Here is a 20,114-nt window from a genome sequence, read left to right on the forward strand (position 1 = left end):
CCGCTTCGGCGGGGCCTATGTTTTTACGGGCTCACATAGACCTCCGCAGTTTCAAGTTTTTGAGTAATCCAGCTCAGGTCGAGATGCCGGGGCAAAGGATCGGCAGGATCCCATCCGCCGCCCACATCCGTATGAGGGGTCGCAAGCCTGTAGCTTGCCGGGACGACGCCCTGACTTTGCAAGACAAGTGGCAACTTCTCGCCAGCGCGAAAACCGGGGCGGGTTTCTGTGAGTTCGTTCGGATCGTCCGCATCAGGCCAGAAAACCACGTCTTTGCCATGCAGGACGGACCAGTCGATCTTCTCAAGCCGGTTGGTACCGCCATGCCAGCTGGTCGTGGCATCAAACCGCGCAAAGGGGTGACTTCCTGATTGCCGTTGACGTTCTCCGGCATCACGTGTCTTTTCCCCCTCGAGGACGAGCACGGATTGCGCCTGATTTACCGCTTTGACATCCATCAGGGGCTGGGGAGCAGGGAGCCCGGCATTATGCCAGCGATCCATCTCGACATTCGTTTCCCTGTGTCGAACCCTGCACCAGGTGAGGGGGAGAATGAGTTTTGTGCGGGATTTTCGGGAATCCTCGAACTCGATGCGATAGCTGTAGCCGGCAATGGTGCCATCGAGCCGTTCAAACCGCCAGGTACCGGCAAGGCAATGTCGATGTTTTTCGGGGATGACGGGAGCGGTGTCGGGGCAATCGCGATATACCTGGACAATGTCGTATTCGCTGTTCGATTTTTTACCCCGACTTCCCTGCTCGTGACCGATCTCGACCGTGGGTCTCTCTGCGGCAGGAATTTGCAGAAATTCTCTTGCCAGCTCTATGGCGCGGGACTGATTGCCCATGCAATGCGCGACAAACACGTCATAGACGCCGTGATAGCCTCGCTGGCATCCGGCCCAGTCTTTTCCAGTGAGCTTGGCTATGTTGAACTGGAAAGACCCCTTGTTTCCCTTGCGTGCTGCTGAACCCAGGACATCACCGCAGCAGAATTCCTGCCCATAGAGCACGCCCGCACGCAACAGCCATTTCAGGGCTTCTGCAGGGCTGTCATTCAGCCTGTCCTTGATCTGTTCAAGCGACATGCTCATGGGTTACTCCAGCACCAGACCTGTTGTGGTGTTCTGATTGCCCGCAGGTTGCTGCAGGACAAGGCCTGTTCGGGCTTCAGGGGCGGCAGGGCTGTCGTCCAGAACAAGACCGGCGGCAACTTCTTCGCCGGAGCGGCGGCGCCGGCCAATCGCGGTTGAAGGCTTCATATCCGGAACGATTGCCTGCAATTCCGAGGGGAGGCGCTCGCCTGTGACCTTTTTGAAACCGGCCTGCAGGATCTGTTCGAGCAGCAGGTACCGGTTTTTGATGTTGTTGCGAATGCAGTATTCGGTGATCGCCTCTACATCATCGACTTTCAGGCGGATCCGGGTGAAGTGAACGTCATCCGTATCTTCAAGCGGGCTGAAAACCGATTTCTTTTTCTGCATCGGCCGGACATTTTCCGGGCGCTGCATATGCGAGGGGATGACGGGGATCTGTTTGCCCGTTTCCGGGTCATAGTGAAGTCCGAAACCGAGATGGGCGAAAATCTGGCCGAATCGTTCCCGCGAGGTTTTGCTGCAGGGCTCGCTTTTCAGAACCTTGTCGATCGTATCAAACGAGAGACGCCGGCTGAACAGCTGGCCGGAAAGTTCGATCAGTTCCGTCTTGTTAAGCTTCTGTTTTTGCAGGACAATCTTGCACAGGGTCGGGTCGAGCTCCATCTCGACGGCCCAGTCGCGCTGGTTGGGAAGCTCGTGATAGATCTTCATGTATCTTATCCCGGATCGGTTTCTGATAAGGACAAACTAAGTCTTTCTAACATCAAAAGACAAATGGATTATTGAGCATGTCCCGTTTGAGGATTGGTAAAGATGGGATATGTGCAAGGAATCCTGCGGATTCCCCGCCATGAAAAAATATTGAGTCTCAGGTCGATATCTGGGCGGCAAGAGAAGAAATGTAATCAATTTTCTCAACCGGATAGGGGGAATCCACCTTGACGAACAGGGATTCGAGGGCGCCAGGCGCACCGAGATAGGCGATTTCGACATTCTGCGAGGCGGCATAGTCAGAGACGGCGTCAACATGACCGTCTTCTTCGGAAAGTGTCCCGTTATCAACGATTACAAGGGCCATCAGTTCGTCAGGCTGCAGATTGAGACTGCCGGCAAATTGCTGTTTGAAGCGTCGCATGGCACGGGCTGCCCGATAGATCGGGCAGGGGGCCTCGTCGCCATCATGGCTGTTCCATTCGGGGGAATCCGCAGAAACGGATGCCTGCCATTCCTGTCCCAGCAGATCGAGCGTCTGGATGATGATGATCTGATCGGCACCGAACGCGATCATGTCACAGATGATGAATGGATCGTCTCCGAACTCATCGGGTGTAAAGGCGGCATCGCCGAGTTTTGCCGGATTTAGCCCGATATCAAGCCGGCATTCATAATCGATCGAGTGGAAGAAATCGCGCAGGGTCGGAATGATGCGCGAAGCCGGGCGCAGCGGCACATCGAGCGACAGCCCGAAGCTGACAGCCTGCTGGTCGACAGGTTGTGTCTGGCTGTCTTCGGAAACAACCGTTTTCCCGGCGGTAATTTCCATGACCGGTTCGGGTGTTTTTTCCGGGGATTGCCGTGCGGGAGGCGGTGTTGGCCTGTCTTCCTTCCAGGCAAGTCTGACATTGACCTTCACAGGCGGGCGCCAGCCCAGGAGTTTTCGGGCAGGTCCGAAGCCAATCCGGATGCCTTTGCCGGTCAGGCGGAAAGGCACGGCAATGCCTCGGGCGATGCCCCGGAGCAGGCCTGACCAGAATTCGGCTAGAAACATGATGCCTGCGGCAGTTGCCGCGGGCAGGCCGACCAGAATGACGACCAGGCTGAGCCCGAGGAAGGCGAGCAGGGCAGACCTGTATTCGCCGATCTGCAGAACCGTGAGTGTCCGGTACAGGCTTTGCCAGTGTTCGGGATTGGCCAGATTGACATCCCAGACGAGGTAAACACCGAGCCCGTACAGAACCAGTAATGTGAGAGATGTCATCAATGCCGAGACTGCTTTATTCATGATTGTTCTCTTTTGGTGCTTCTGGTCTGGTTCAGGGTTTCGGCGAGGAGTTCCAGTTGTCCGAGAGCTTCCTCGTCAAAGCGTGTCTGTCTTTTCCCGGCCGGGAAGGGAGGGCTGTATTTGTGAGGGTTGTTCCGGATCGTATCCATCACCGATGCAGCACTTGTTTTTGCCAGATCGCGCTGGATGTTTTTGAGGGCCTTGCCCGGATTGATCCAGGTATGGGCAAAAACCCTTGCGAGATTCCGGCGGAGATGTCTGAGCCGTGCCATCAGGATTTTGCGATCCGGTTCGGGACGGTATTGCTGCTCAGGCCGGAGATTTGCCAGCAGATTGACCGGTGCCGGTGTCTGCTGTTTTGTTTCGAGACAGGTCTTGAGCGTGCTGTACCATCCCGGCTGTTTGGGGAGCCAGGCGACACGCGACAGTTCTTCCAGATTTTCGATGACATAGGGGCTGTCATCCAGGCATGGCAGAAGGGCGAGCAGGCCATCCGGATCCTGCAATGTGGGGCGCTGTCCGAGGATGAAGGCGCCATGGCGCAGGGACAGGGCCACTCTGGAGGATTGGGCAGGCAGGCAGATCCAGTCCCCGGGAAGGGAGAGAATCCGGTTTGTCGGGTCTGTTGAGCTGTTCATATCCGTCATTCGGCAGTCCGGCAAAAATGTCATTGAAAGAAATATTGCAACCGAATCCGCAGAAAATCAAGATTGTTGAAGTGGTTTGTCATACAGACCAAAACTTGTAATTTACAATCGGGACAATTCGTTATTATATGAGGGGAACCGGCTTGTTTCTTCATCGGGAAGCATGGCCTGCCGGGATCGAATATCTGACAGGAAAGCCGGAGAAACCGGTGGATGCTGAAAGAAGAATTGAAGGAGCTAGCCCGTGAAGAAGCTGATCTGTGCCCTTGCCACCTTGCTGCCACTGTCCGGCTGCTGGTGGAATGATGCCCCGGAAACCTATAAGGGGGTGGCGACGCTCACATTTGAAAATGGAGACATGGTCACACGCGATTTCGCTTGTGATTTCCGTGGGCAGGAGGCCAAGCGCATTTGCAGTTTTGCAATCTCTTTCCGTGATGAGCGTTATGCAATCCAGGTGCCTGAATGGGAGTGCGGATACAAATTGCCCAGCTACAAAGATGCCTGTGATTCTATGCGCATAAGGGAGCAACCGAAATTTGATGCGGCGCAACAGTGGATCGCGGGCCTATATGACTCTGCGCTAAACAACAGATCAATCATTGTCCGTATTGATGCTCATGCTCGCAAGGAAGACCGTTATCTGGTTTTCATTAGCAGCGAGTTACCATGGTACCGTGTAAGCAATCCAACAGTGCCGACCGACAATGGCGAAATGGCATATCTGGCTAATTCTAGTCAGCTTGATGAAGGTGTAAGTCATGAATTGAAAGTCGATAAGCTCGATTTCTTTCTGTCTCGTGTGATCAAAAAGATCGAGTTGGATAACAAAGGGGATATGTCATTCGATCCTTTGGCTGCTCCGATGAAGGCGACACTTGATATCCGCTGGGAACCGGTCCCGGCAAACAGCCTGACCTCGTGAGGAGCTAGCCCGTGAAGAAGCTGATCTGTGCCCTTGCCACCCTGCTGCCACTGTCCGGCTGCTGGTGGAATGATGCCCCGGAAACCTATAAGGGGGTGGCGACTGTAACATTCGATAATGGTGAGAGCTTCTCGCATGATTTTGCCTGCGACTTCAGGGCGCAGCAGGCAACCCGCCATTGCGACTTTGTCCTGTCCTTCAAAAAGAAAGATTGGATTAGTGTTGGAGTCAAGTCGGGCCGGGAAAGCGAGATCATCTCCGAAGATATCAAATCCTACCTGCCAGTATACAACCATGTGAAAGTGGGTGACGGGCTCAGACAGAGGGTCGCGAAAGATGGCAGAATATCAGTAACAATCGATGCGCATGCTCGGGAAGAAGGACGATATATGCTGTTAACTGCGTTTGACGGCTGGTGGCTGGCCAACACTCCGGCTACGGCAACTCGCGAAGGTTCCCGTCAGACCTACTATGTGCTGGAAAATGATGGTTTGAGTGAAGGCTTCACTATGGGCTTCAAGCCCCGTTTTTCTTTTTATGTGGAAAATCTGAAATATTCAACCAAACGAGGAGTGTGGGAATATTGGGATGTTCAATATGATGGTCCGACAAGTGCCAAACTGGACATTCGCTGGGAACCTGTGCCGGCGAACAGCCTGACCTCGTGAGGAGCTAGCCCGTGAAGAAGCTGATCTGTGCCCTTGCCACCCTGCTGCCACTGTCCGGCTGCTGGTGGAATGACGCCCCGGAAACCTATAAGGGGGTGGCGACTGTAACATTCGATAATGGTGAGAGCTTCTCGCAAGATTTTACCTGCGACTTCAGGGCGCAGCAGGCAACCCGCCATTGCGATATCAAATTTCATTTCGACATGAAGAACTGGATAAGTGCGGAGAGAATTGACTTTCCTCAGGCGGAAAAAGAAAAGTTAGGCTTTTATTATGCAAGTATGGAAAACCAGTTTGGATCTGCGAAAGCTGGGGAAAATCTTCGAAAATCCGCTAGCAAGGGAAGCATTGAAATCTCTATCGATGCTCATGCCCGGAAAGATGACCGTTATTTGTTGAATATGATGATGGGAAGCTGGTGGTCTCCTGATCAGTACCCTACGGCACCCCGTGAAGGAACCAACTATAAATTCTATGTGCTTGAGGATGATGCGTTAGGAGAGGGTTTCGAGATGGGATTTTCCAGTAATTTCGAGGACCTTGTCGAATTTAGAAAATTTGTGACGCCCCCGTTGCAACGCGCGGTTTGGAAATTCTTCAGGCTTCAGTACCATGGTCCCGCGAGAGCAAATGTTGAAATCCGCTGGGAACCAGTGCCTGCAAACAGTCTGACTTCTTGAGAATTGACCATGAGCCGTGAAGGGCGTATTGTTCCGCAATCGGTGCATATTCACCGATCGGGTTTGGCGACCCGTGTAACGTAGGCGCTCGAAACCGCGCCGTCTTTGCGACTTAGCGCGGTTTTTCTATGGTCGGGCGCAATGGGAGACCTTCGGGTCTGCCGGTCCCTACGTACCGGTTCGCCAACCTGTTGTTGCCCGGCCACCCTTTTGGCGAGGGGTTCCGGGTTCATATGAACGTAGGAGTCTCTCATGAGCGAACCATTTTCCGCCCGGAATCTGCCTGACACCAATTTCCCGAAAACCATCCAGTTTCAGGACACAGAACTTTCCATCATTGATCACGATGGGCGAGTATGGCTCACCAGTACAGATTTGGCGCGGGCTCTGGGATATGCTCATCCCAATAAAGTCACGGCACTGTACAATCGTGTGAACGATGAATTTTCAGAAGATATGACCCTCTTACTCAAGTTGAGTACGAGGGGCCAAGTAGCCCCTACCAGGCATCGGATTTTCTCCCCCCGCGGCTGTCATCTGATTGCGATGTTTGCCCGGACGGATCGTGCCAAGGAGTTTCGCAAATGGGTGCTCGATGTCCTGGAGGGGCTGGAGCATCAACATAGGGCGCATCCCGATCCCTATGCCGGGATCGATCTGGCCGCCATTGACCGGCGGGCAAGTGCGATCGGCCTGCAATTGCAGGGGCAGGTGCGAGACTGGCTGATCCGGGCGGCCAGGGATGCCGCATCCGGATCAGGCACTGTCGATCCGCAAGCCCTGCCTTTGCCAGCAGCTCTCCAGTCGCTGCTTGAAGGTGCCCCGGCCCTGCAGGATCCTTCTGCAGCCCAGATGATGGCCGGACGGCCGGTTCTGGGGGTCTGGGATGATCTGCCCGAAATGAGCATCCGATGGACCGATGAAACGCTGGGGCGCCAGCTGGAATTCCTGATCTTCGGCTATCACGCCCTCACTCGGGAGCCGGTGATAAGGCGTGTGCTGGCCGGCAACTGGGTCATCGCCGCCCAGCTCTCCATCGTCCATATCCCCGATTTCCGCTTTGTTGCCGCCTTCGGGCCGCGGCAGGGGTGAGGGTTCCGCTTTCTTATTGACGATCGCGTCAATAAGCGTATCTTGTGTATGTTCCGTAACATGTGGGAGAATCCCAAATGCTCGAAGTCAAATCCACACAGCTTGCGAAAGAGTTTGGAGCATTTCGTTCAAAAGCACTGGTCGAGCCGATCAGTGTGACGACATATGGTCGTCCGGAGCTGGTATTGATGTCTCATTCAGAGTTTCTCAGGCTTCGACGCGGTTATCGCGAAGCGATACGTGCCGAAGATCTGAGCGAAGAAGACTTGGCTCAGATCATGGCAGCAACGCCCGCCGAAGGTTCGGAAGCCTATAATTCCGAGCTTGAGGGGTAATCTGCATGCCTTTGCCGGAGCCTGTGCCAGGGCGTGTCATTCGATATAATTTTCTTTGGTCGGATGAGGCGCGCGCTGGCGCTCTTGAAGGCAAAAAGGACCGGCCAGTTGTCATCGTTCTGGCCAAGAAGCAAGAGAACGATGACAAACTCGTCTTTGTGACACCGATTACCCATAGCACACCTGACGATCCGGAGCGGGCTCTGCCCTTACCTCGAAAAACAGCCCTGCGCCTGGGGCTGGATGAAGAGCCCGCCTGGATCATCATTGGTGAACTGAACAAATTCATTTGGTCAGGGCCGGATATTCGGCCTCTGCCTGATGCCAAAGATGTCTGGACCTATGGCGACATACCACAACAATTGTTTGTCGATATCCAGATGGCGATCACCCGGTGCCAGACCCACAAAAAATTGAGAACCTCAACGCCTGAATAATTGGATGACGACAGTCATCCGGATTGGCAGGGCTTTACCTTGCCGGTCCGACCCTGAGGGTCAGGCCGCGACCAGAGGCTGTGCGCGTTCGAGCTTCTCTTTTTCATCGAATTTCATCTGGAAAACGGTCCTTTAAAAGACGGCGCAGAACAGTAGCGCAACTGCTTGCACTTATGTATAATGCAAACATTACAGGCACCATAGGAGATAGCAAGCAATGCCATCCATCACCATTCGCAACGTTCCTGATGAAGTGCATCGGGCAATTCGGGTGCGCGCTGCCATGCATGGACGTAGTGCAGAGGCTGAACTCCGCGACATTCTGGATAAGGCGGCGAAGCCCGAGGGGCGCCTGAAGCTCGGTTCGCTGTTAGCCTCCATTGCCCGCGAGGCGGGCGGACTGACCGATGCTGAAGCGGAGAGCTTCAATCAGCTCCGCGACAAAACGCCAGCCGAGCCTATGAGGTTTGAATGATCGTCATCGACACCAACGTCATTTCCGAGTTGTGGAAAATCGCGCCGAATCCCACCGTTTTGGCGTGGATCGATGAACAGGCCGTTGAAACACTCTATTTATCCGCGATCACCGTGGCCGAAATCCGCTACGGGCTTGCGACAATGCCCGAAGGCAAGCGTCGCAAGGTCTACAAGGAACGGCTGGTGAACGAGGTTCTACCGGCCTTTGCAGGTCGCGTTCTGCCTTTTGATATGGACGCTTCACAAGCCTACGCGAACTTGATGGCGCGGGCCAGGGCCGAAGGTCAGGCCATCGGCACGGCAGATGGCTATATCGCTGCCATTGTGAAGGCACGTGGATTCAGCATTGTTACGCGCGACGTTGCCCCATTTCAGGTGGCAGGTCTCAACGTCATTAATCCATGGGAAACATAAGGTGAAGTCGAGTCAAGGTCGCCAGGTTTTTCAATTATTTGGCTGTATTTCAAACAACTGACAGGTAGATCCTGTGAAGATCGGGTCCAGAGTTTGGGTTAATGATTTGTCCCGGCCGGGGTTGCTATATCCCAACCCCGGGACAGTTATTGCCGAAACGTGGAAATCCGACGCACACTTTACCGGTCACCTTTGGAAAGTACGTCATGACGATGGCCTCGATTGCTGGTACCGCGATCAGGATCTGTCACCATTCCTTCGAATAGTTTCCGATAGAGGCAATTAAAGTGATGACAGTTATCCGGAACTGACTGTCATCGGTTACAGGGGCTTACATTTTCCGGCCTGCCGGCTTGGTGCCGATTGAACTGACCGCGGTCATGGCGGACTGTTCTTTCCCGGATGACCGACCGGTCAGGTCATTGAGCAAGCCAAGCCCGGTTTCGAGCTGACGCCGCTCCTGAAGCATCATCCGGGGCGGGGATGCTGTCCGGTTGATCTCCTCGATGCGATGTCGTGTCACCTCACGCAGCGCGTCAAGTTCTTCAGGCGGTTTTGCAGCCAGGCTTGCGCGGGTCCGATCCAGAAGTCCCTTGTCATGGGCAGTGTCAAGGGCAAGCGGTGTCAGACCGGCATGGAGCCTGTCATCCGCAATCTTGGTGCCTTGCATGGACGGTGCTGCTGAGACGGTCGCTCCGGAAGATATCTGTTTTCCCGGTTCCAGCGACTGGGCCAGTCCGTCTTCCCAGGACGCGATCATCCGCTCGCCAATTTCACGAAATTCCGGATGATCCTTCATATAGGTCCGGATTTCGTCCCGGGTTGCACTGACAGCTTCCGCGACCTCATCAATGATCGCCGCGGCCTGATGGTGCCGAAGGCCCGCCCGGCTGCCAAGCTCGATCAGTTTATCGCGCTCCGGCCATTTGCCGTTGCCGTCAATCACGAGCGCCATCCTGTCGCTCGGAATATAGGCCGTCGTGGTGACGATGTCATAGGCGGGTGCCAGCTCCATGCGGCCATTGACATCGTCATAGAGCAGGGCAAAGTTTTTGAGATGGGCATCGCCATTGCGCAGCATGCAGTTCAGGGCGATCAGCCTGAACATCTCCGGGCCCTGGCGAAACCATTGGGCATCGCCCATGAATTGCTGGGCCCGTTTCATGACGGCACTTTCATAACTGCCGTCATATTTGCGATCGGCGGTTTTGCCGTTCAGAACACAAAAATCCTCCATGCCCAGATAGGTGCCATCCGGTTTGAGATCAAAGCGGTCAATCACAAGTGCCTCGCCGCTTTCCGACAAGCGATGTGGCGGTACCCGGAGACCGGCCCGCTCGGCTGCCTGGAGACAGAAGAATTCATTGGCAGCCAGTTCCGGATATTCACGCGGGTCCCACAGTTTGACAATATGGGTCGCGCCCCGGAAGCTTGGCGACAGGCGCGTATTCGGATCGCTAAGATTGTCCCGGATCAGCACTTTTGGCTGCACACCGCTAATCCCGGAATGCTGGGTGAATCGCTCGACCAGATAATCGAACATCTCGCCATTGCGCCGGCTGCGCAGGATCTCGTCGATCGAATGAAAAGGAACATCCTCTCCGGGCTGCTCATCCGGACCTGTATATCGCAACCGACCCATCTGGGTGCGGCCAACAACCGAGATCAGATCGAAATCATCGAACGTGCCAAGAGCCTTGGAAAACTGTCGGGAAATCCGGTCCCGAAGATAGCCTTCAGGGAGGTTCATCTCAAAGATCGGCAGAAGGCCGCGGGATTGGTCCCAGGAGGCAGGGCGGACCGGCATGGTCATGGAGACGGCCCGGTCCGGGCTTGCGGCATGGTCATAGGAGAATGTTGTTCCGGAATTTCCGTGACGATCAAGCAACCCGGCTGATTTCAAGTCACTCCATACCCTGATTGTCATCCATCAGATCCTCAAGCGTGGGGCGGCCGGAATTGGCCGGAACAATTTTGAGATCAAGGCCCAGAACGGCCAGCAGAACGCTAATCTTCACATAACCCAGTTCCGAGATCCGGCCTCGTTCAAGATCACTGAGTGTTGTCCGGGAGATTCCGACGAATTTGGCAAGCTCTGCCTGTTTCATATTCTGAAACTTGCGTGCGGCCTGTATCTCCTTGCCGATATCCTGTAGCGAAAGCATGGCCCTGTCCATTCAAAATGTACCGTATATTGGACATTTAAGGATATTTTACCCTTAATGTAAAGTATATTGGACATACCGGGCGAGAAAGAATGAGGTAACCTCATTTTTTATTGACGGTACCGTCAATAAGCGTATCTTACTCGAAGTAAGGAATTAATCTTACCTAATGAGGTATGCAGAAATGGCAGTGCTTGAAGAAATTGCAACCGTGACGTCCAAGGGGCAATTCACGCTCCCGAAGCCTTTGCGCGATGCAATGGGTGTATCGAAGGGCATGCGGTTGGTGTGTTCCCTTGATACAGCAGGAGGTGCTGTGATGCAGGTCAAACGTGCTGAAGCCGGTCATGAGGATCCAGCAATCCTGGGATTTCTGAGCGTAATTGAGAAAGACATGGCCAACGGAAATCTGTTTGCGTTGCCAACCGATCTTGAAAATCGCATGCGTATTGCAGCAGCTGAAGATATCGACCTCAATGAAGTGATTGAAGGCGATGTTGCGCTTTGACCAAGGTCAATGACTGGACACTTCTGTTTCACCCAATGATCATTGAGCAACTGCTCAAACTTGATCAGGCGGCTCAGAAGGCATTGCCGGCTAATCCCGGCAATGCCAATGTTAAGCTGTTCAAAATGGTTTCCAAGCTGATTTATGAAACCATCCCTCTAAATCCTGCCGCTCGTGAATTTCGTCAGGGCACTACACTTGGCGAATCTTACAAACATTGGCGCCGTGCAAAATTTGGTGGTCGTCGATTCCGGTTATTTTTTCGATATGACAGTACTCGGAAGATCATTGCCTTCGCTTGGGTCAATGATAACAACACCAAGAGAAAAGCCGGATCGAAAAACGACCCTTATGCCGTGTTTCAGGGCATGCTGGACAGGGGTAATCCTCCCGATGATTTCTCTGATTTGATCAAATCATGCAAACCGGACTGGCGTAAGAAGCAGGACTGACAAACCCGCTTTATGGCACTGGAATGCTTCCCAACCCTTATGAGCGGTTCGCCAGATTGAAAATGGCAGTCAGGACGGCCAAAACCATCAAATAGACTGTTATCCGTTGCAAGGAAAACAGCCTGTGGCTGTTGGTCAGCCAGAACTCTTTCAACGGAGAGGCATGGATCTGGTTCAGTCGGCGGAACATGCACGAAATTTCCATCCGGTAGGTTTCGATGTTCCAACGATCTCGATCATAAATGCGATAGAAGGTTTCAAGCGCATCTGTAGCGCTGTCCATTCAAAATGTAAAGTATATTGGACATACCGGGCGAGAAAGAATGAGGTAACCTCATTTTTTATTGACGGTACCGTCAATAATATAGCATAAAGGCTATATAGCGAATTCGCTATGGCGCTTTGAGGTCTGCATGTGGGAAGTCTTGACGACAGATATCTTCGACGACTGGTTTGACAATCTGGATGATACGGATAGAGCCAGAATGACGGCCTTGCTTCTTGTTCTCGCAGAGAAGGGACCAACATTGGGTCGCCCCTATGCTGATACGGTCGAAGAATCCTCGTACAGCAACATGAAGGAATTGCGTGTTCAAAGCAAAGGGGATCCGCTGAGAGCCTTTTTTGCTTTCGATCCGAAGCGCCGCGGCATCGTGTTGTGTGCCGGGAACAAAGCCGGAGATGAGAAACGGTTTTACAAGGAAATGATCCCGATAGCAGACCGTGAATTCAAAGCACATTTAAGCAAGAATAAATGACGAAACGACAGAAATGGAGTAGGCAAGATGGCAAGAACGCTGAATGAATTGTTGGCGCGTGAAAAGCCGGAAGTTGTCGCCCGAGCCAAAGAGGAAGCTGCCGAAATCCTGATGGAGCTGAATTTGGCAGAGCTGAGAGCAATGCTGGATAAAACTCAGGGTGAAATAGCGCTGGCACTTGGTGTTGCGCAGCCCACAGTTGCGCGCATGGAGAAACCCAGTAACGATCTACGGGTTTCCTCTTTGAAACGATACATCGAAGCCGCCGGTGGTAAATTGCGACTGGATGTCGAGCTGCCGGACGGAAAACATTTCGGTTTTTCCGTTTGACGAGTATTTCGTCACAGATTTTTGAATTGAGCGTATGAACGGGATTGCGAAAGCAATGCGCTCCTCCGGCTTCAGTCTCGGCTGAAGTTACCCGCCCAAGAGCGGTTGTAAAGCGAGCCTGGTTTAGAGAAGCCCCGCCGGATAATCTGGCGGGGCTTTCTCATTTCGATCGAATATTCAATGCATGAATCTCCTGCAGAAGAGACCAGAAGAAAACTATGCAGCTTTATGGCACTGGAATGCTTCCCGACCCTTATGAGCGAATTCTTCAGAATGTGCTGCCATCGCACTCTTCATCGAAACGCAATAACCAGCGGAAGAAGACAGAGCAGCAAAGCAGTTCCGATTGCAAGCAGTTCAGTAACCCTGTTCAGCCGTCGATCAGTCTGAGTTCGATGGCAGGCAAGATTATCCATCTTTTCCTCGATGCGAGATGCCCTGTGATCGAATTTATGCAGGAAAACCTCAAGATCATCGGTCGGCCCGGCCATTTTATGCATCCTTGTGCCATTGGTTATGGTCATGGAAGGATCCGCCTTCCTGTCTCGGCATTAACGAGGCTGATGTAAAGAAACATAAAATATGAGACTTACAGGTATGAGTAAAAACAAAGGCTTATGGGTGGATTGGCTCACTAAATATGAGACTGAAACACAAAATATGAGACTCGGCAAAAATTACAGCCTTGCTGAGAGTTTTTTTGAAATCCTTGATGACATCTCCGCTGAAACACGCGGCGCACGTGAAATTCGGCCAACCGACCGATCAATAACGGGTTTACTAAAAGTAGCCCCTGACCAACCACAAATACCCTTCGAATTGTCACTGGAACGCGATTTTGCTATCTTGATGACCGGAAGAAGGGGTGTTTTTTCAATCGAAGCTCAGCCGGTCACCATCAGATATCTGGATGACCTGGGCAAAGAACGAACCTACACGCCCGACTTTCTAATCACGCGTTATCGTCATGAGTTGGAGCGGCCGGAATCTGGCCTGCACACCATGCTGGTGGAAATCAAATACACTTCCGACCTTGATGGTAAAAATCAGCCAACCCTTTTGCAAAAATTCAAGCACGCAAAACAATGGACCGAGTTCAAAGGCTGGTCCTTTAGCGTCTTCACCGAAAAAGAAATCCGAACATCAGAACTTGAACGTGCTCGTGAGCTCCTGCCCTATCGCTTTCTGGATTCTGATACTCCGGTAGAATTTGCAATTGACCTGTTTGTCCAGCAGCACAAAGTTGCGACAATCCGGCAAATCACAGATGCTCTTCACAATTTTTCTGAGGAACAAGTTCACACAGAAGTTCTCAAGATGCTTGCGACACATCAGCTTTTTGCCGATGATGAAAGTAGATTAGATGCTGATTTATCGATCTATTTATTATAGTTTCGATATCGTTATGTTTCTTTTGCGTAGGCTAGGAATTTGACATTCCAAAACACTCAGCCAGACAAAATTGACGACGAGCGTTGGGATAGCGCGCTCGAACGTCGGCAAGTTATTGAACGATGGCTTGAAATTGCCAGCCCGACCAAAGAACTGGCTGCAGATTTTGCTGCTAAATTGAATTGCAGTGTCCCGACGTTTTACCGCTGGGTAAAAAATTTCAGGAAGGATCATCAGACTTCGAGTCTTGTGGTTGGCCTTAACAGAGGCAACAAGACCAAACAACGCCTCCATCCCGACGTCGAAAAAATTATCTCTGATGTAATTAAAAACCTTTATCTGACAAAAGAGCGTCCGATACGGGCACGTGTTGTCGAAGAAGTCGAGTTGCAGTGTTTCAAAGCCAAACTTTCACCTCCTTCAAAACCTACCATTTATCGTCGAATTGCAGACGTCCCGGCTTTCATAGCGACAGAACATCGCTATTCTAAAAAGAAAGCGAAACATCTTTTTGAGCCACACAAGGGTTCTGCAACCACGGCAACTCGTCCTCTCGAACAAGCCCAAATCGACCACACCCCGACCGATATTACTCTTGTTGACCCTAATGAACGCGAAGGAATTGATAGAGCCTGGATCACGTCGGCCGTCGATTTATACAGCCGCGCCTGCACGGGCTTTTATCTTTCTTTCGGAGCGCCAAGCTCACTATCTACCGCCCTCTGTCTGACACAAGCTGTCCTACCCAAAGAGCAACTGCTGCGTGAACATAAAATCTCGGGCAATTGGTCAATGCAGGGACTTCCGGAGAAAATTTTCGTCGATAACGGCTCAGATTTCCATAGCGCAGCCTTCAAACGAGGCTGCGATCAACACGGTATTTCCCTTGACTATCGTCCTAAAGGAGCACCGCAATTTGGTGCTGTGATTGAGCGTTTTGAATAGCCCCTGGAATTGTAGACACCCGATAGCCTATAAATTGAGGCAAGGAGTTTACGATGCCCAAGAGTCATTTTACCGATGAGTTCAAGATTGATGCCGTTCGCCAGATTACCGAACGAGGCTACTCAGTAGCGGAAGTTTCTGCACGTCTCGGTGTCAGCACACATTCCCTGTATGTGTGGAGGAAGAAGTTCAGCAAGTCCCCTGATGCGATTGCTGAAGCTGATCAACAATCATCCGAGATACGCCGCCTGAAGCAAGAACTCGCCCGGATCACCGAGGAGCGCGATATTCTAAAAAAGGCAACCGCGTACTTCGCCAGGGATGCAAAATGAGGTACGCGTTTATTGACCAGCATCGCCGGGTCTATTCGGTCCGCACCATGTGCCGGTGTTTGCAGGTTCATCCCAGTGGCTTTTATGCCTGGCAGAAGAAACCACACAGCGCCCGGTTTCTGGAAGACCAAAGGCAGACCGCGCTTGTTCGCCAGATATGGGAAGATAGCGGTCAGGTATATGGCTACCGCAAGATCCATGATGATCTGATGGATATGGGAGAGCGTTGCAGCCCGAACCGTGTGGCCCGACTGGCCCGCAATGCAGGCATACGCGCGCGGATCGGTTACAAGAAGCGTCCCGGCAAATATGGCGGCAAACCGGCTGTCGTCGCTGACAACAAACTGGATCGGCAGTTTGATACCGCCAGACCAAATACCGCTTGGGTGACCGATATCACCTATATCAAGACACAGGAAGGATTTGCGTATCTTGCCGTCGTCATTGACCTTTATTCCCGCATGGTGGTTGGCTGGGCATTGAAGCAGCGACAAGATACAAATGTTGTTCTGCAAGCATTGCTGATGGCCGTCTGGCGGCGAAAGCCAAAGAACAGGGTACTGATCCATTCTGATCAGGGTTCCCAATATACCAGCATCGACTGGGCCGCTTTCCTTCGTCAGCACGATCTGGAACATAGTATGAGCCGCCGCGGAAACTGTTATGACAATGCTGTTGCCGAAAGTTTCTTTAACTTGCTTAAACGCGAACGCATCCGCCGCAGGGTTTATAAATCACGGGATGAGGCACGTCAGGACGTCTTCGACTACATAGAAATGTTCTATAACCCGAAGCGCAAACATAGTACCAATGGGATGTTGTCACCCGTCGAATTCGAAAGACGACAAATCTGATCAATCCGGGTGTCTACAATTCCAGGGGCTATTCAGTTTGTCTTTGCCAAGCTCCTCTCCACCAAGAAACCGTTCAAAGTCGGGAATACTCCAACGATGTCGAACATTGATACCGTCTTGACGACACGCGATAACAGCTTCGCGAATAGAGTTGTTAATTGTCCACATGGGGTTGTGGCTCTCGCCAGACTTGGAGAAAGGCCAATCAACATCATGAACAATCCCAAAGTCTGTCTTGAAATGATGCAAGATCTTCATGAGCGGTATCAGTATCGCTTTGCCTCGTGCTCGAATGATGCTGGCACTCCGCTTCAAATTGGAGTCTTCATTCTGAACAGAGCCAAGGAACGCAGCCTGTTCGGTATCTCCCTCCACCAGGATAGGATAACTGCCAAAAAAAACTTCAGCCAAACTGACATCCGTCAATTGCAGTGCCTTCAGGTTTTCTTTCTCATCAGGGGAGAACGACACCTGGTCTGCTACATAGATAAGCGGCGAGATCGATTTTCCGTCGACAGACCGCTCCAATCTTGCGATCGTCGTGTGATCTTCCAACGGGTTGATGAAATAAGGCGAGTGCATAGAGATGCGTTTGAGCCAAACGGGCCGCCATCGGATGCAACGCATTTTCCGGCTCGTCCATGAGCAATATATAGCCGGGCAATGCAGGGTCTTCCGCGTCGGCAGGAAAATCTCCGGTACCGTCTAAGGCAGCAAGTGTCGCAGCTAACTGTTCTATTTTGGCCTCATCTCTTGTTTTCTTCTTTTCTTCGCTGATCAAAGCCTTCTCAACAGCGGTACGACGCTCCTTGTCACGCTCCATCTCGTTATGGACCTGTAGCATCGACCAAAAAAGTGCTCGGCGCGCTCCCGTGCCTTGCTGGGTAAGCTGAGACTTTCCACTTGCCTCCTCGATCCTTATTCCTGATCCCTGTTTAAGTAAGGTCTCAATTTTCAAATCTGGTGGTGGCATTTCCACTTGCAGCTTTACCCCGAGATCAGGAAATACAGCTTGCAAGCTCCCCATCACTTTTTCTGAGATTTCATTTATCCGTGCTTCGTGCGGTACAGCCACTTTATTCACTGTATCGGCAAGTGCCAGTCTTGCTTTAAACAGATCCGAATTCTCGTCCTTCGCGGACGCCTTTAACTCGGTCACGATGGGGCTCAAAGCCAAAGTGAGGAGCACTTCTTCCGTTTTGATCGCGTCATCTAGAGAACCGACACGCATTGGCTTTGGTAAACGAGACTTGAATACATTGTCGGCCCCGCCGGCCTTACCATCACTTGCCCAGTCCTCGACCTCTGGATCCCAAGTCTCACGCGTAATGCCTTCACGATCTGCAGGCCATATCCAGCGACTTCGTACGATGCGCAGACCGTTGCCGTCATCAAATTTCCATTTCTCGTCAACATTGCCCATACCCTCAGGGATATGCACATCAAGTTGAATTTCCGACGCTTCACCTTCGGGAGCCCAATTGCAACGATCCTTGGCATAATCGAATGAACTCGGCGTGTGCGCCAGCTCGTAGGCTCTCAGGATTGTAGTCTTTCCGGCGTTGTTTGCACCAACCAGGCAAAGAATATTGTCCAGCTTAACGGTCAATGTCTCGCTGCCAATACATCCGACATTCTTTACGGAAATACTTACTAGTTTTGATCTCATCTCTCCCCCCATTTGCCAAAGGAACGTCCCAATCAGAAGGTATGAAAAAACCTTCCAGATCGATTTGTGCAATTTGATGGGAGCCATTCTAGACCAGAAGCAAACGTCAATGCTTGATCAACCACGCCCCAATTAAGAGTAGGGGGGCTATGCAAAGGTGGTTAATGGTTTGCTGGAAAGTGCCAAAACTATTGGTATCACAAAATCCGCTTCAACTGGGTTATCCCACTACATATTTTGTCATGGGTAGCACTCCTGCCCTCAATTCGGCCAACATCTCGGAAGAATAGCAGAGTTTAAACGGCAGCAATTTCGCCTTTAGTACTCGTGTCAGAATGTGCAATGAGACTTAACGGTTCACATTGTCTTTTTTCGAGCGATCAGGATTGTCGCGCGCGTATTCCCGACCATTGATCTTCACAACATGGGCGTCAGGATGCTGACCTTTTTTAATCTCGTTCACTATTTGCTTACGCGGAACATTCTTACGAGGTCCAACGTCGTAGTGCTCGTTGCGCCCACCGGGACCGTCGTTCTTTCCTTTGATCTTGGTCATCATCAAGCTCCTTGGAAATCTACTGAAAGCACAGAATAAAACAACTTCAGCGAATCTTCACTTAAAAATAATCAACCAAAAGACACTATTCACCTATTTGCGCCACCGATGATCGAAACAGGGCCCTGCCATCTGCCTTTTCTTCTTGGCCGAACAGTAGATGAATTTGTCCGTTAAAAGACCTTAACGGACAAATTCACAGCCGAAACGATTGCCCGCCTGCTTGACAGGGTATCCTCTCCACCCAACATCTCAATTCTGGGCTGTCGGCACCGTTTGGCTCTAAGCCTCCCCCGACAGACAATGGCCAAAGCTCGCCAATCTCCGGCGGGCTTTGGCTTCTCCGAAACGATCGGCTCGCCGAGAGGCCAGGCCGCACCGCGCCGCCTATCTTTCGCCCAGGGAAAAGGGTCAGTCCGGCTTCGGGTGCTTTTCCAGATATTCGCCGATCTTTATGCCAATGAGCAGCAGGACGAAAAAGGCCCCGGTGCCGAAGAGAAAAAGATTGATGCTGGTGGAATCCATAGGGACCTCCCTTGTCATGCATCCAACTCTCGACCCATGTCACCCTTGTATGATGGGCGAAACGGGACGACATTTCCAGCTTGTTGACGGGCAGAAGAGATAAAACGGGAGGCACGGACCACGGCAGCGCACTTCAGCCAGAACCCCAGAGCGACTGCGGTCGCGCTCAAGGCCTATCGCAATATTGCACACAACTGGGCATTGTCCGCCCGTCAGGCGGCAGCCCTTGCCGATATGTCCCCGGGCAAATGGCGCGGCGCGCGCCGCCCGAATTATCGCGGCCGGATCAATGTCGATCAGATGCTCAGGCTGAGCGCACTGATCGGCATCTATCGCAGCCTTGAGCTGTATTTTAACACGCCGATCGCCCGCTCCTGGATATTGCTGCCCAATCAGGGGCCGCTGTTTCTTGGGGCGAAACCCCTTGATGTCATGATCGCAGATGGATTGCCAGCTCTGCTTACAACCCGGCAATATCTAGACAACTGTCTGGACGGACAGTGATAGCGCGTATCGGTTTCAGATCAGATACCGGCAATAGCCAAGATTGCTTTGAAACTGTTGACCAAGGTGAGTCATCTGCCATCGAGGCGAAATGACTCTCCGAACCGAGATACTGGCTGGTCGACTCCCTCTCCTGCATGTCAGACTGCTCTTAGAGTTTATTCCTCAAACAGTGCCACGCATTCGTAGCATTGAGCACGATTGCGGATACGGAGTTTGGTCAAGGGTGGAGCCGCCATTGGTCCAGTAAAGGGACAGGGTTTTGCGGCGTGTAAGAGCAGGTCTGTTTATCGTCTAGGGCAGCACGTCGCAGTGACATCACGAACCGCGCATTTATCGACCACCTCTTT

The 20,114-nt window shown here is 52.1% G+C and carries 27 protein-coding genes; 17 read left to right on the forward strand and 10 right to left on the reverse strand.

What is annotated here, in order from left to right:
- Positions 1-23: 23 nt before the first annotated feature.
- The 4 genes from R1T41_RS00450 to R1T41_RS00465 form a co-directional block, all read right to left on the reverse strand.
- Entirely contained in the window at positions 24-1,094 is a 1,071-nt protein-coding gene (locus R1T41_RS00450; RefSeq protein ID WP_317336862.1) for a hypothetical protein, read from the reverse strand.
- Positions 1,095-1,097: 3 nt separating this feature from the next.
- Positions 1,098-1,808 (reverse strand): hypothetical protein, encoded by a 711-nt coding sequence (locus R1T41_RS00455; protein WP_317336863.1) that lies wholly within the window; start codon positions 1,806-1,808, stop codon positions 1,098-1,100.
- A 157-nt stretch (positions 1,809-1,965) separates the two neighbouring features.
- A complete protein-coding gene (locus R1T41_RS00460) occupies positions 1,966-3,099 on the reverse strand; it encodes a hypothetical protein (RefSeq protein WP_317336864.1) in 1,134 nt (377 codons plus the stop codon).
- Positions 3,096-3,737, reverse strand: a complete 642-nt coding sequence (locus tag R1T41_RS00465) for a hypothetical protein (protein WP_317336865.1) — start codon at positions 3,735-3,737, stop codon at positions 3,096-3,098. Before R1T41_RS00465 ends, R1T41_RS00460 begins: the two co-directional genes overlap by 4 nt.
- 253 nt (positions 3,738-3,990) lie before the next feature.
- Between R1T41_RS00465 and R1T41_RS00470 the strand changes: the two genes are divergently transcribed.
- From R1T41_RS00470 to R1T41_RS00505, 8 genes are all read left to right on the forward strand, one after another.
- Positions 3,991-4,671 (forward strand): hypothetical protein, encoded by a 681-nt coding sequence (locus R1T41_RS00470; RefSeq protein WP_317336866.1) that lies wholly within the window; start codon positions 3,991-3,993, stop codon positions 4,669-4,671.
- 11 nt (positions 4,672-4,682) lie between these two features.
- Positions 4,683-5,339: a hypothetical protein gene (locus tag R1T41_RS00475; RefSeq protein ID WP_317336868.1), complete on the forward strand. Its 657-nt coding sequence runs from the start codon at positions 4,683-4,685 to the stop codon at positions 5,337-5,339.
- An 11-nt stretch (positions 5,340-5,350) separates the two neighbouring features.
- On the forward strand, positions 5,351-6,019 hold the full coding sequence (locus tag R1T41_RS00480) for a hypothetical protein (RefSeq protein ID WP_317336869.1): 669 nt from the start codon (positions 5,351-5,353) through the stop codon (positions 6,017-6,019).
- A gap of 252 nt (positions 6,020-6,271) precedes the next feature.
- Positions 6,272-7,111, forward strand: coding sequence for a Bro-N domain-containing protein (locus tag R1T41_RS00485; protein WP_317336870.1), 840 nt, complete (start codon positions 6,272-6,274; stop codon positions 7,109-7,111).
- Positions 7,112-7,188: 77 nt separating this feature from the next.
- Positions 7,189-7,446 carry a type II toxin-antitoxin system Phd/YefM family antitoxin gene (locus R1T41_RS00490; protein ID WP_317336872.1) on the forward strand — a complete coding sequence of 86 codons (258 nt, stop codon included), beginning with the start codon at positions 7,189-7,191 and terminating at the stop codon, positions 7,444-7,446.
- Positions 7,447-7,451: 5 nt separating this feature from the next.
- On the forward strand, positions 7,452-7,883 hold the full coding sequence (locus tag R1T41_RS00495; RefSeq protein WP_317336873.1) for a hypothetical protein: 432 nt from the start codon (positions 7,452-7,454) through the stop codon (positions 7,881-7,883).
- 217 nt (positions 7,884-8,100) lie between these two features.
- Positions 8,101-8,358, forward strand: coding sequence for a FitA-like ribbon-helix-helix domain-containing protein (locus R1T41_RS00500; protein ID WP_317336874.1), 258 nt, complete (start codon positions 8,101-8,103; stop codon positions 8,356-8,358).
- Positions 8,355-8,774: a type II toxin-antitoxin system VapC family toxin gene (locus tag R1T41_RS00505; RefSeq protein ID WP_317336875.1), complete on the forward strand. Its 420-nt coding sequence runs from the start codon at positions 8,355-8,357 to the stop codon at positions 8,772-8,774. Before R1T41_RS00500 ends, R1T41_RS00505 begins: the two co-directional genes overlap by 4 nt.
- 331 nt (positions 8,775-9,105) lie before the next feature.
- Here the strand turns inward: R1T41_RS00505 and R1T41_RS00510 are convergent, their stop codons facing one another.
- Positions 9,106-10,701, reverse strand: a complete 1,596-nt coding sequence (locus tag R1T41_RS00510) for a type II toxin-antitoxin system HipA family toxin (protein ID WP_317336876.1) — start codon at positions 10,699-10,701, stop codon at positions 9,106-9,108.
- Positions 10,679-10,939: a helix-turn-helix transcriptional regulator gene (locus R1T41_RS00515; RefSeq protein WP_317336877.1), complete on the reverse strand. Its 261-nt coding sequence runs from the start codon at positions 10,937-10,939 to the stop codon at positions 10,679-10,681. Before R1T41_RS00515 ends, R1T41_RS00510 begins: the two co-directional genes overlap by 23 nt.
- 184 nt (positions 10,940-11,123) lie before the next feature.
- On the opposite strand from R1T41_RS00515, the gene R1T41_RS00520 reads away from it, so the two are divergent.
- Together R1T41_RS00520 and R1T41_RS00525 are read left to right on the forward strand one after the other, a co-directional pair.
- Positions 11,124-11,447 (forward strand): type II toxin-antitoxin system PrlF family antitoxin, encoded by a 324-nt coding sequence (locus R1T41_RS00520; RefSeq protein WP_317336878.1) that lies wholly within the window; start codon positions 11,124-11,126, stop codon positions 11,445-11,447.
- Positions 11,444-11,899: a type II toxin-antitoxin system YhaV family toxin gene (locus tag R1T41_RS00525; RefSeq protein WP_317336880.1), complete on the forward strand. Its 456-nt coding sequence runs from the start codon at positions 11,444-11,446 to the stop codon at positions 11,897-11,899. Before R1T41_RS00520 ends, R1T41_RS00525 begins: the two co-directional genes overlap by 4 nt.
- Positions 11,900-11,936: 37 nt before the next feature.
- On the opposite strand, the gene R1T41_RS00530 is transcribed toward R1T41_RS00525, so the two are convergent.
- Positions 11,937-12,182, reverse strand: coding sequence for a hypothetical protein (locus R1T41_RS00530; protein ID WP_317336881.1), 246 nt, complete (start codon positions 12,180-12,182; stop codon positions 11,937-11,939).
- 130 nt (positions 12,183-12,312) lie between these two features.
- Here R1T41_RS00530 and R1T41_RS00535 point away from each other — a divergent pair, with 130 nt between their 5' ends.
- From R1T41_RS00535 to R1T41_RS00560, 6 genes are all read left to right on the forward strand, one after another.
- Positions 12,313-12,657 (forward strand): type II toxin-antitoxin system RelE/ParE family toxin, encoded by a 345-nt coding sequence (locus R1T41_RS00535; protein ID WP_317336882.1) that lies wholly within the window; start codon positions 12,313-12,315, stop codon positions 12,655-12,657.
- A 27-nt stretch (positions 12,658-12,684) separates the two neighbouring features.
- Positions 12,685-12,987, forward strand: coding sequence for a helix-turn-helix domain-containing protein (locus tag R1T41_RS00540; RefSeq protein ID WP_317336884.1), 303 nt, complete (start codon positions 12,685-12,687; stop codon positions 12,985-12,987).
- 218 nt (positions 12,988-13,205) lie between these two features.
- Positions 13,206-13,556, forward strand: a complete 351-nt coding sequence (locus R1T41_RS00545) for a hypothetical protein (protein WP_317336886.1) — start codon at positions 13,206-13,208, stop codon at positions 13,554-13,556.
- A 28-nt stretch (positions 13,557-13,584) separates the two neighbouring features.
- Complete coding sequence (locus R1T41_RS00550; RefSeq protein WP_317336888.1) at positions 13,585-14,379, forward strand: TnsA endonuclease N-terminal domain-containing protein; 795 nt, start codon at positions 13,585-13,587, stop codon at positions 14,377-14,379.
- Between the two features lie 39 nt (positions 14,380-14,418).
- Complete coding sequence (locus R1T41_RS00555) at positions 14,419-15,324, forward strand: DDE-type integrase/transposase/recombinase (RefSeq protein WP_317336889.1); 906 nt, start codon at positions 14,419-14,421, stop codon at positions 15,322-15,324.
- Between the two features lie 53 nt (positions 15,325-15,377).
- A protein-coding gene (locus tag R1T41_RS00560) for an IS3 family transposase (protein WP_317336890.1) occupies positions 15,378-16,510 on the forward strand; the annotation gives its coding sequence in 2 pieces (ribosomal slippage) (positions 15,378-15,627 and positions 15,627-16,510; 1,134 coding nt in all).
- On the opposite strand, the gene R1T41_RS00565 is transcribed toward R1T41_RS00560, so the two are convergent.
- The 3 genes from R1T41_RS00565 to R1T41_RS00575 all read right to left on the reverse strand — a co-directional run bounded on the left by R1T41_RS00565 (position 16,511) and on the right by R1T41_RS00575 (position 18,738).
- Entirely contained in the window at positions 16,511-16,981 is a 471-nt protein-coding gene (locus R1T41_RS00565; RefSeq protein ID WP_317336892.1) for an ATP-dependent endonuclease, read from the reverse strand. It lies immediately after the preceding gene.
- Positions 16,965-18,179 carry a hypothetical protein gene (locus tag R1T41_RS00570; RefSeq protein ID WP_317336894.1) on the reverse strand — a complete coding sequence of 405 codons (1,215 nt, stop codon included), beginning with the start codon at positions 18,177-18,179 and terminating at the stop codon, positions 16,965-16,967. The genes R1T41_RS00565 and R1T41_RS00570 overlap by 17 nt, the downstream gene beginning before the upstream one ends.
- Positions 18,180-18,528: 349 nt before the next feature.
- Positions 18,529-18,738, reverse strand: coding sequence for a DUF3892 domain-containing protein (locus R1T41_RS00575; RefSeq protein ID WP_209220769.1), 210 nt, complete (start codon positions 18,736-18,738; stop codon positions 18,529-18,531).
- 723 nt (positions 18,739-19,461) lie between these two features.
- Here R1T41_RS00575 and R1T41_RS00580 point away from each other — a divergent pair.
- Entirely contained in the window at positions 19,462-19,764 is a 303-nt protein-coding gene (locus tag R1T41_RS00580) for a hypothetical protein (protein WP_198155600.1), read from the forward strand.
- The last annotated feature ends 350 nt before the right edge of the window (positions 19,765-20,114 follow it).

The sequence above is a fragment of the Thalassospira lucentensis genome (genome assembly GCF_032921865.1).
Classification (GTDB): Bacteria; Pseudomonadota; Alphaproteobacteria; order Rhodospirillales; family Thalassospiraceae; genus Thalassospira; species Thalassospira lucentensis_A.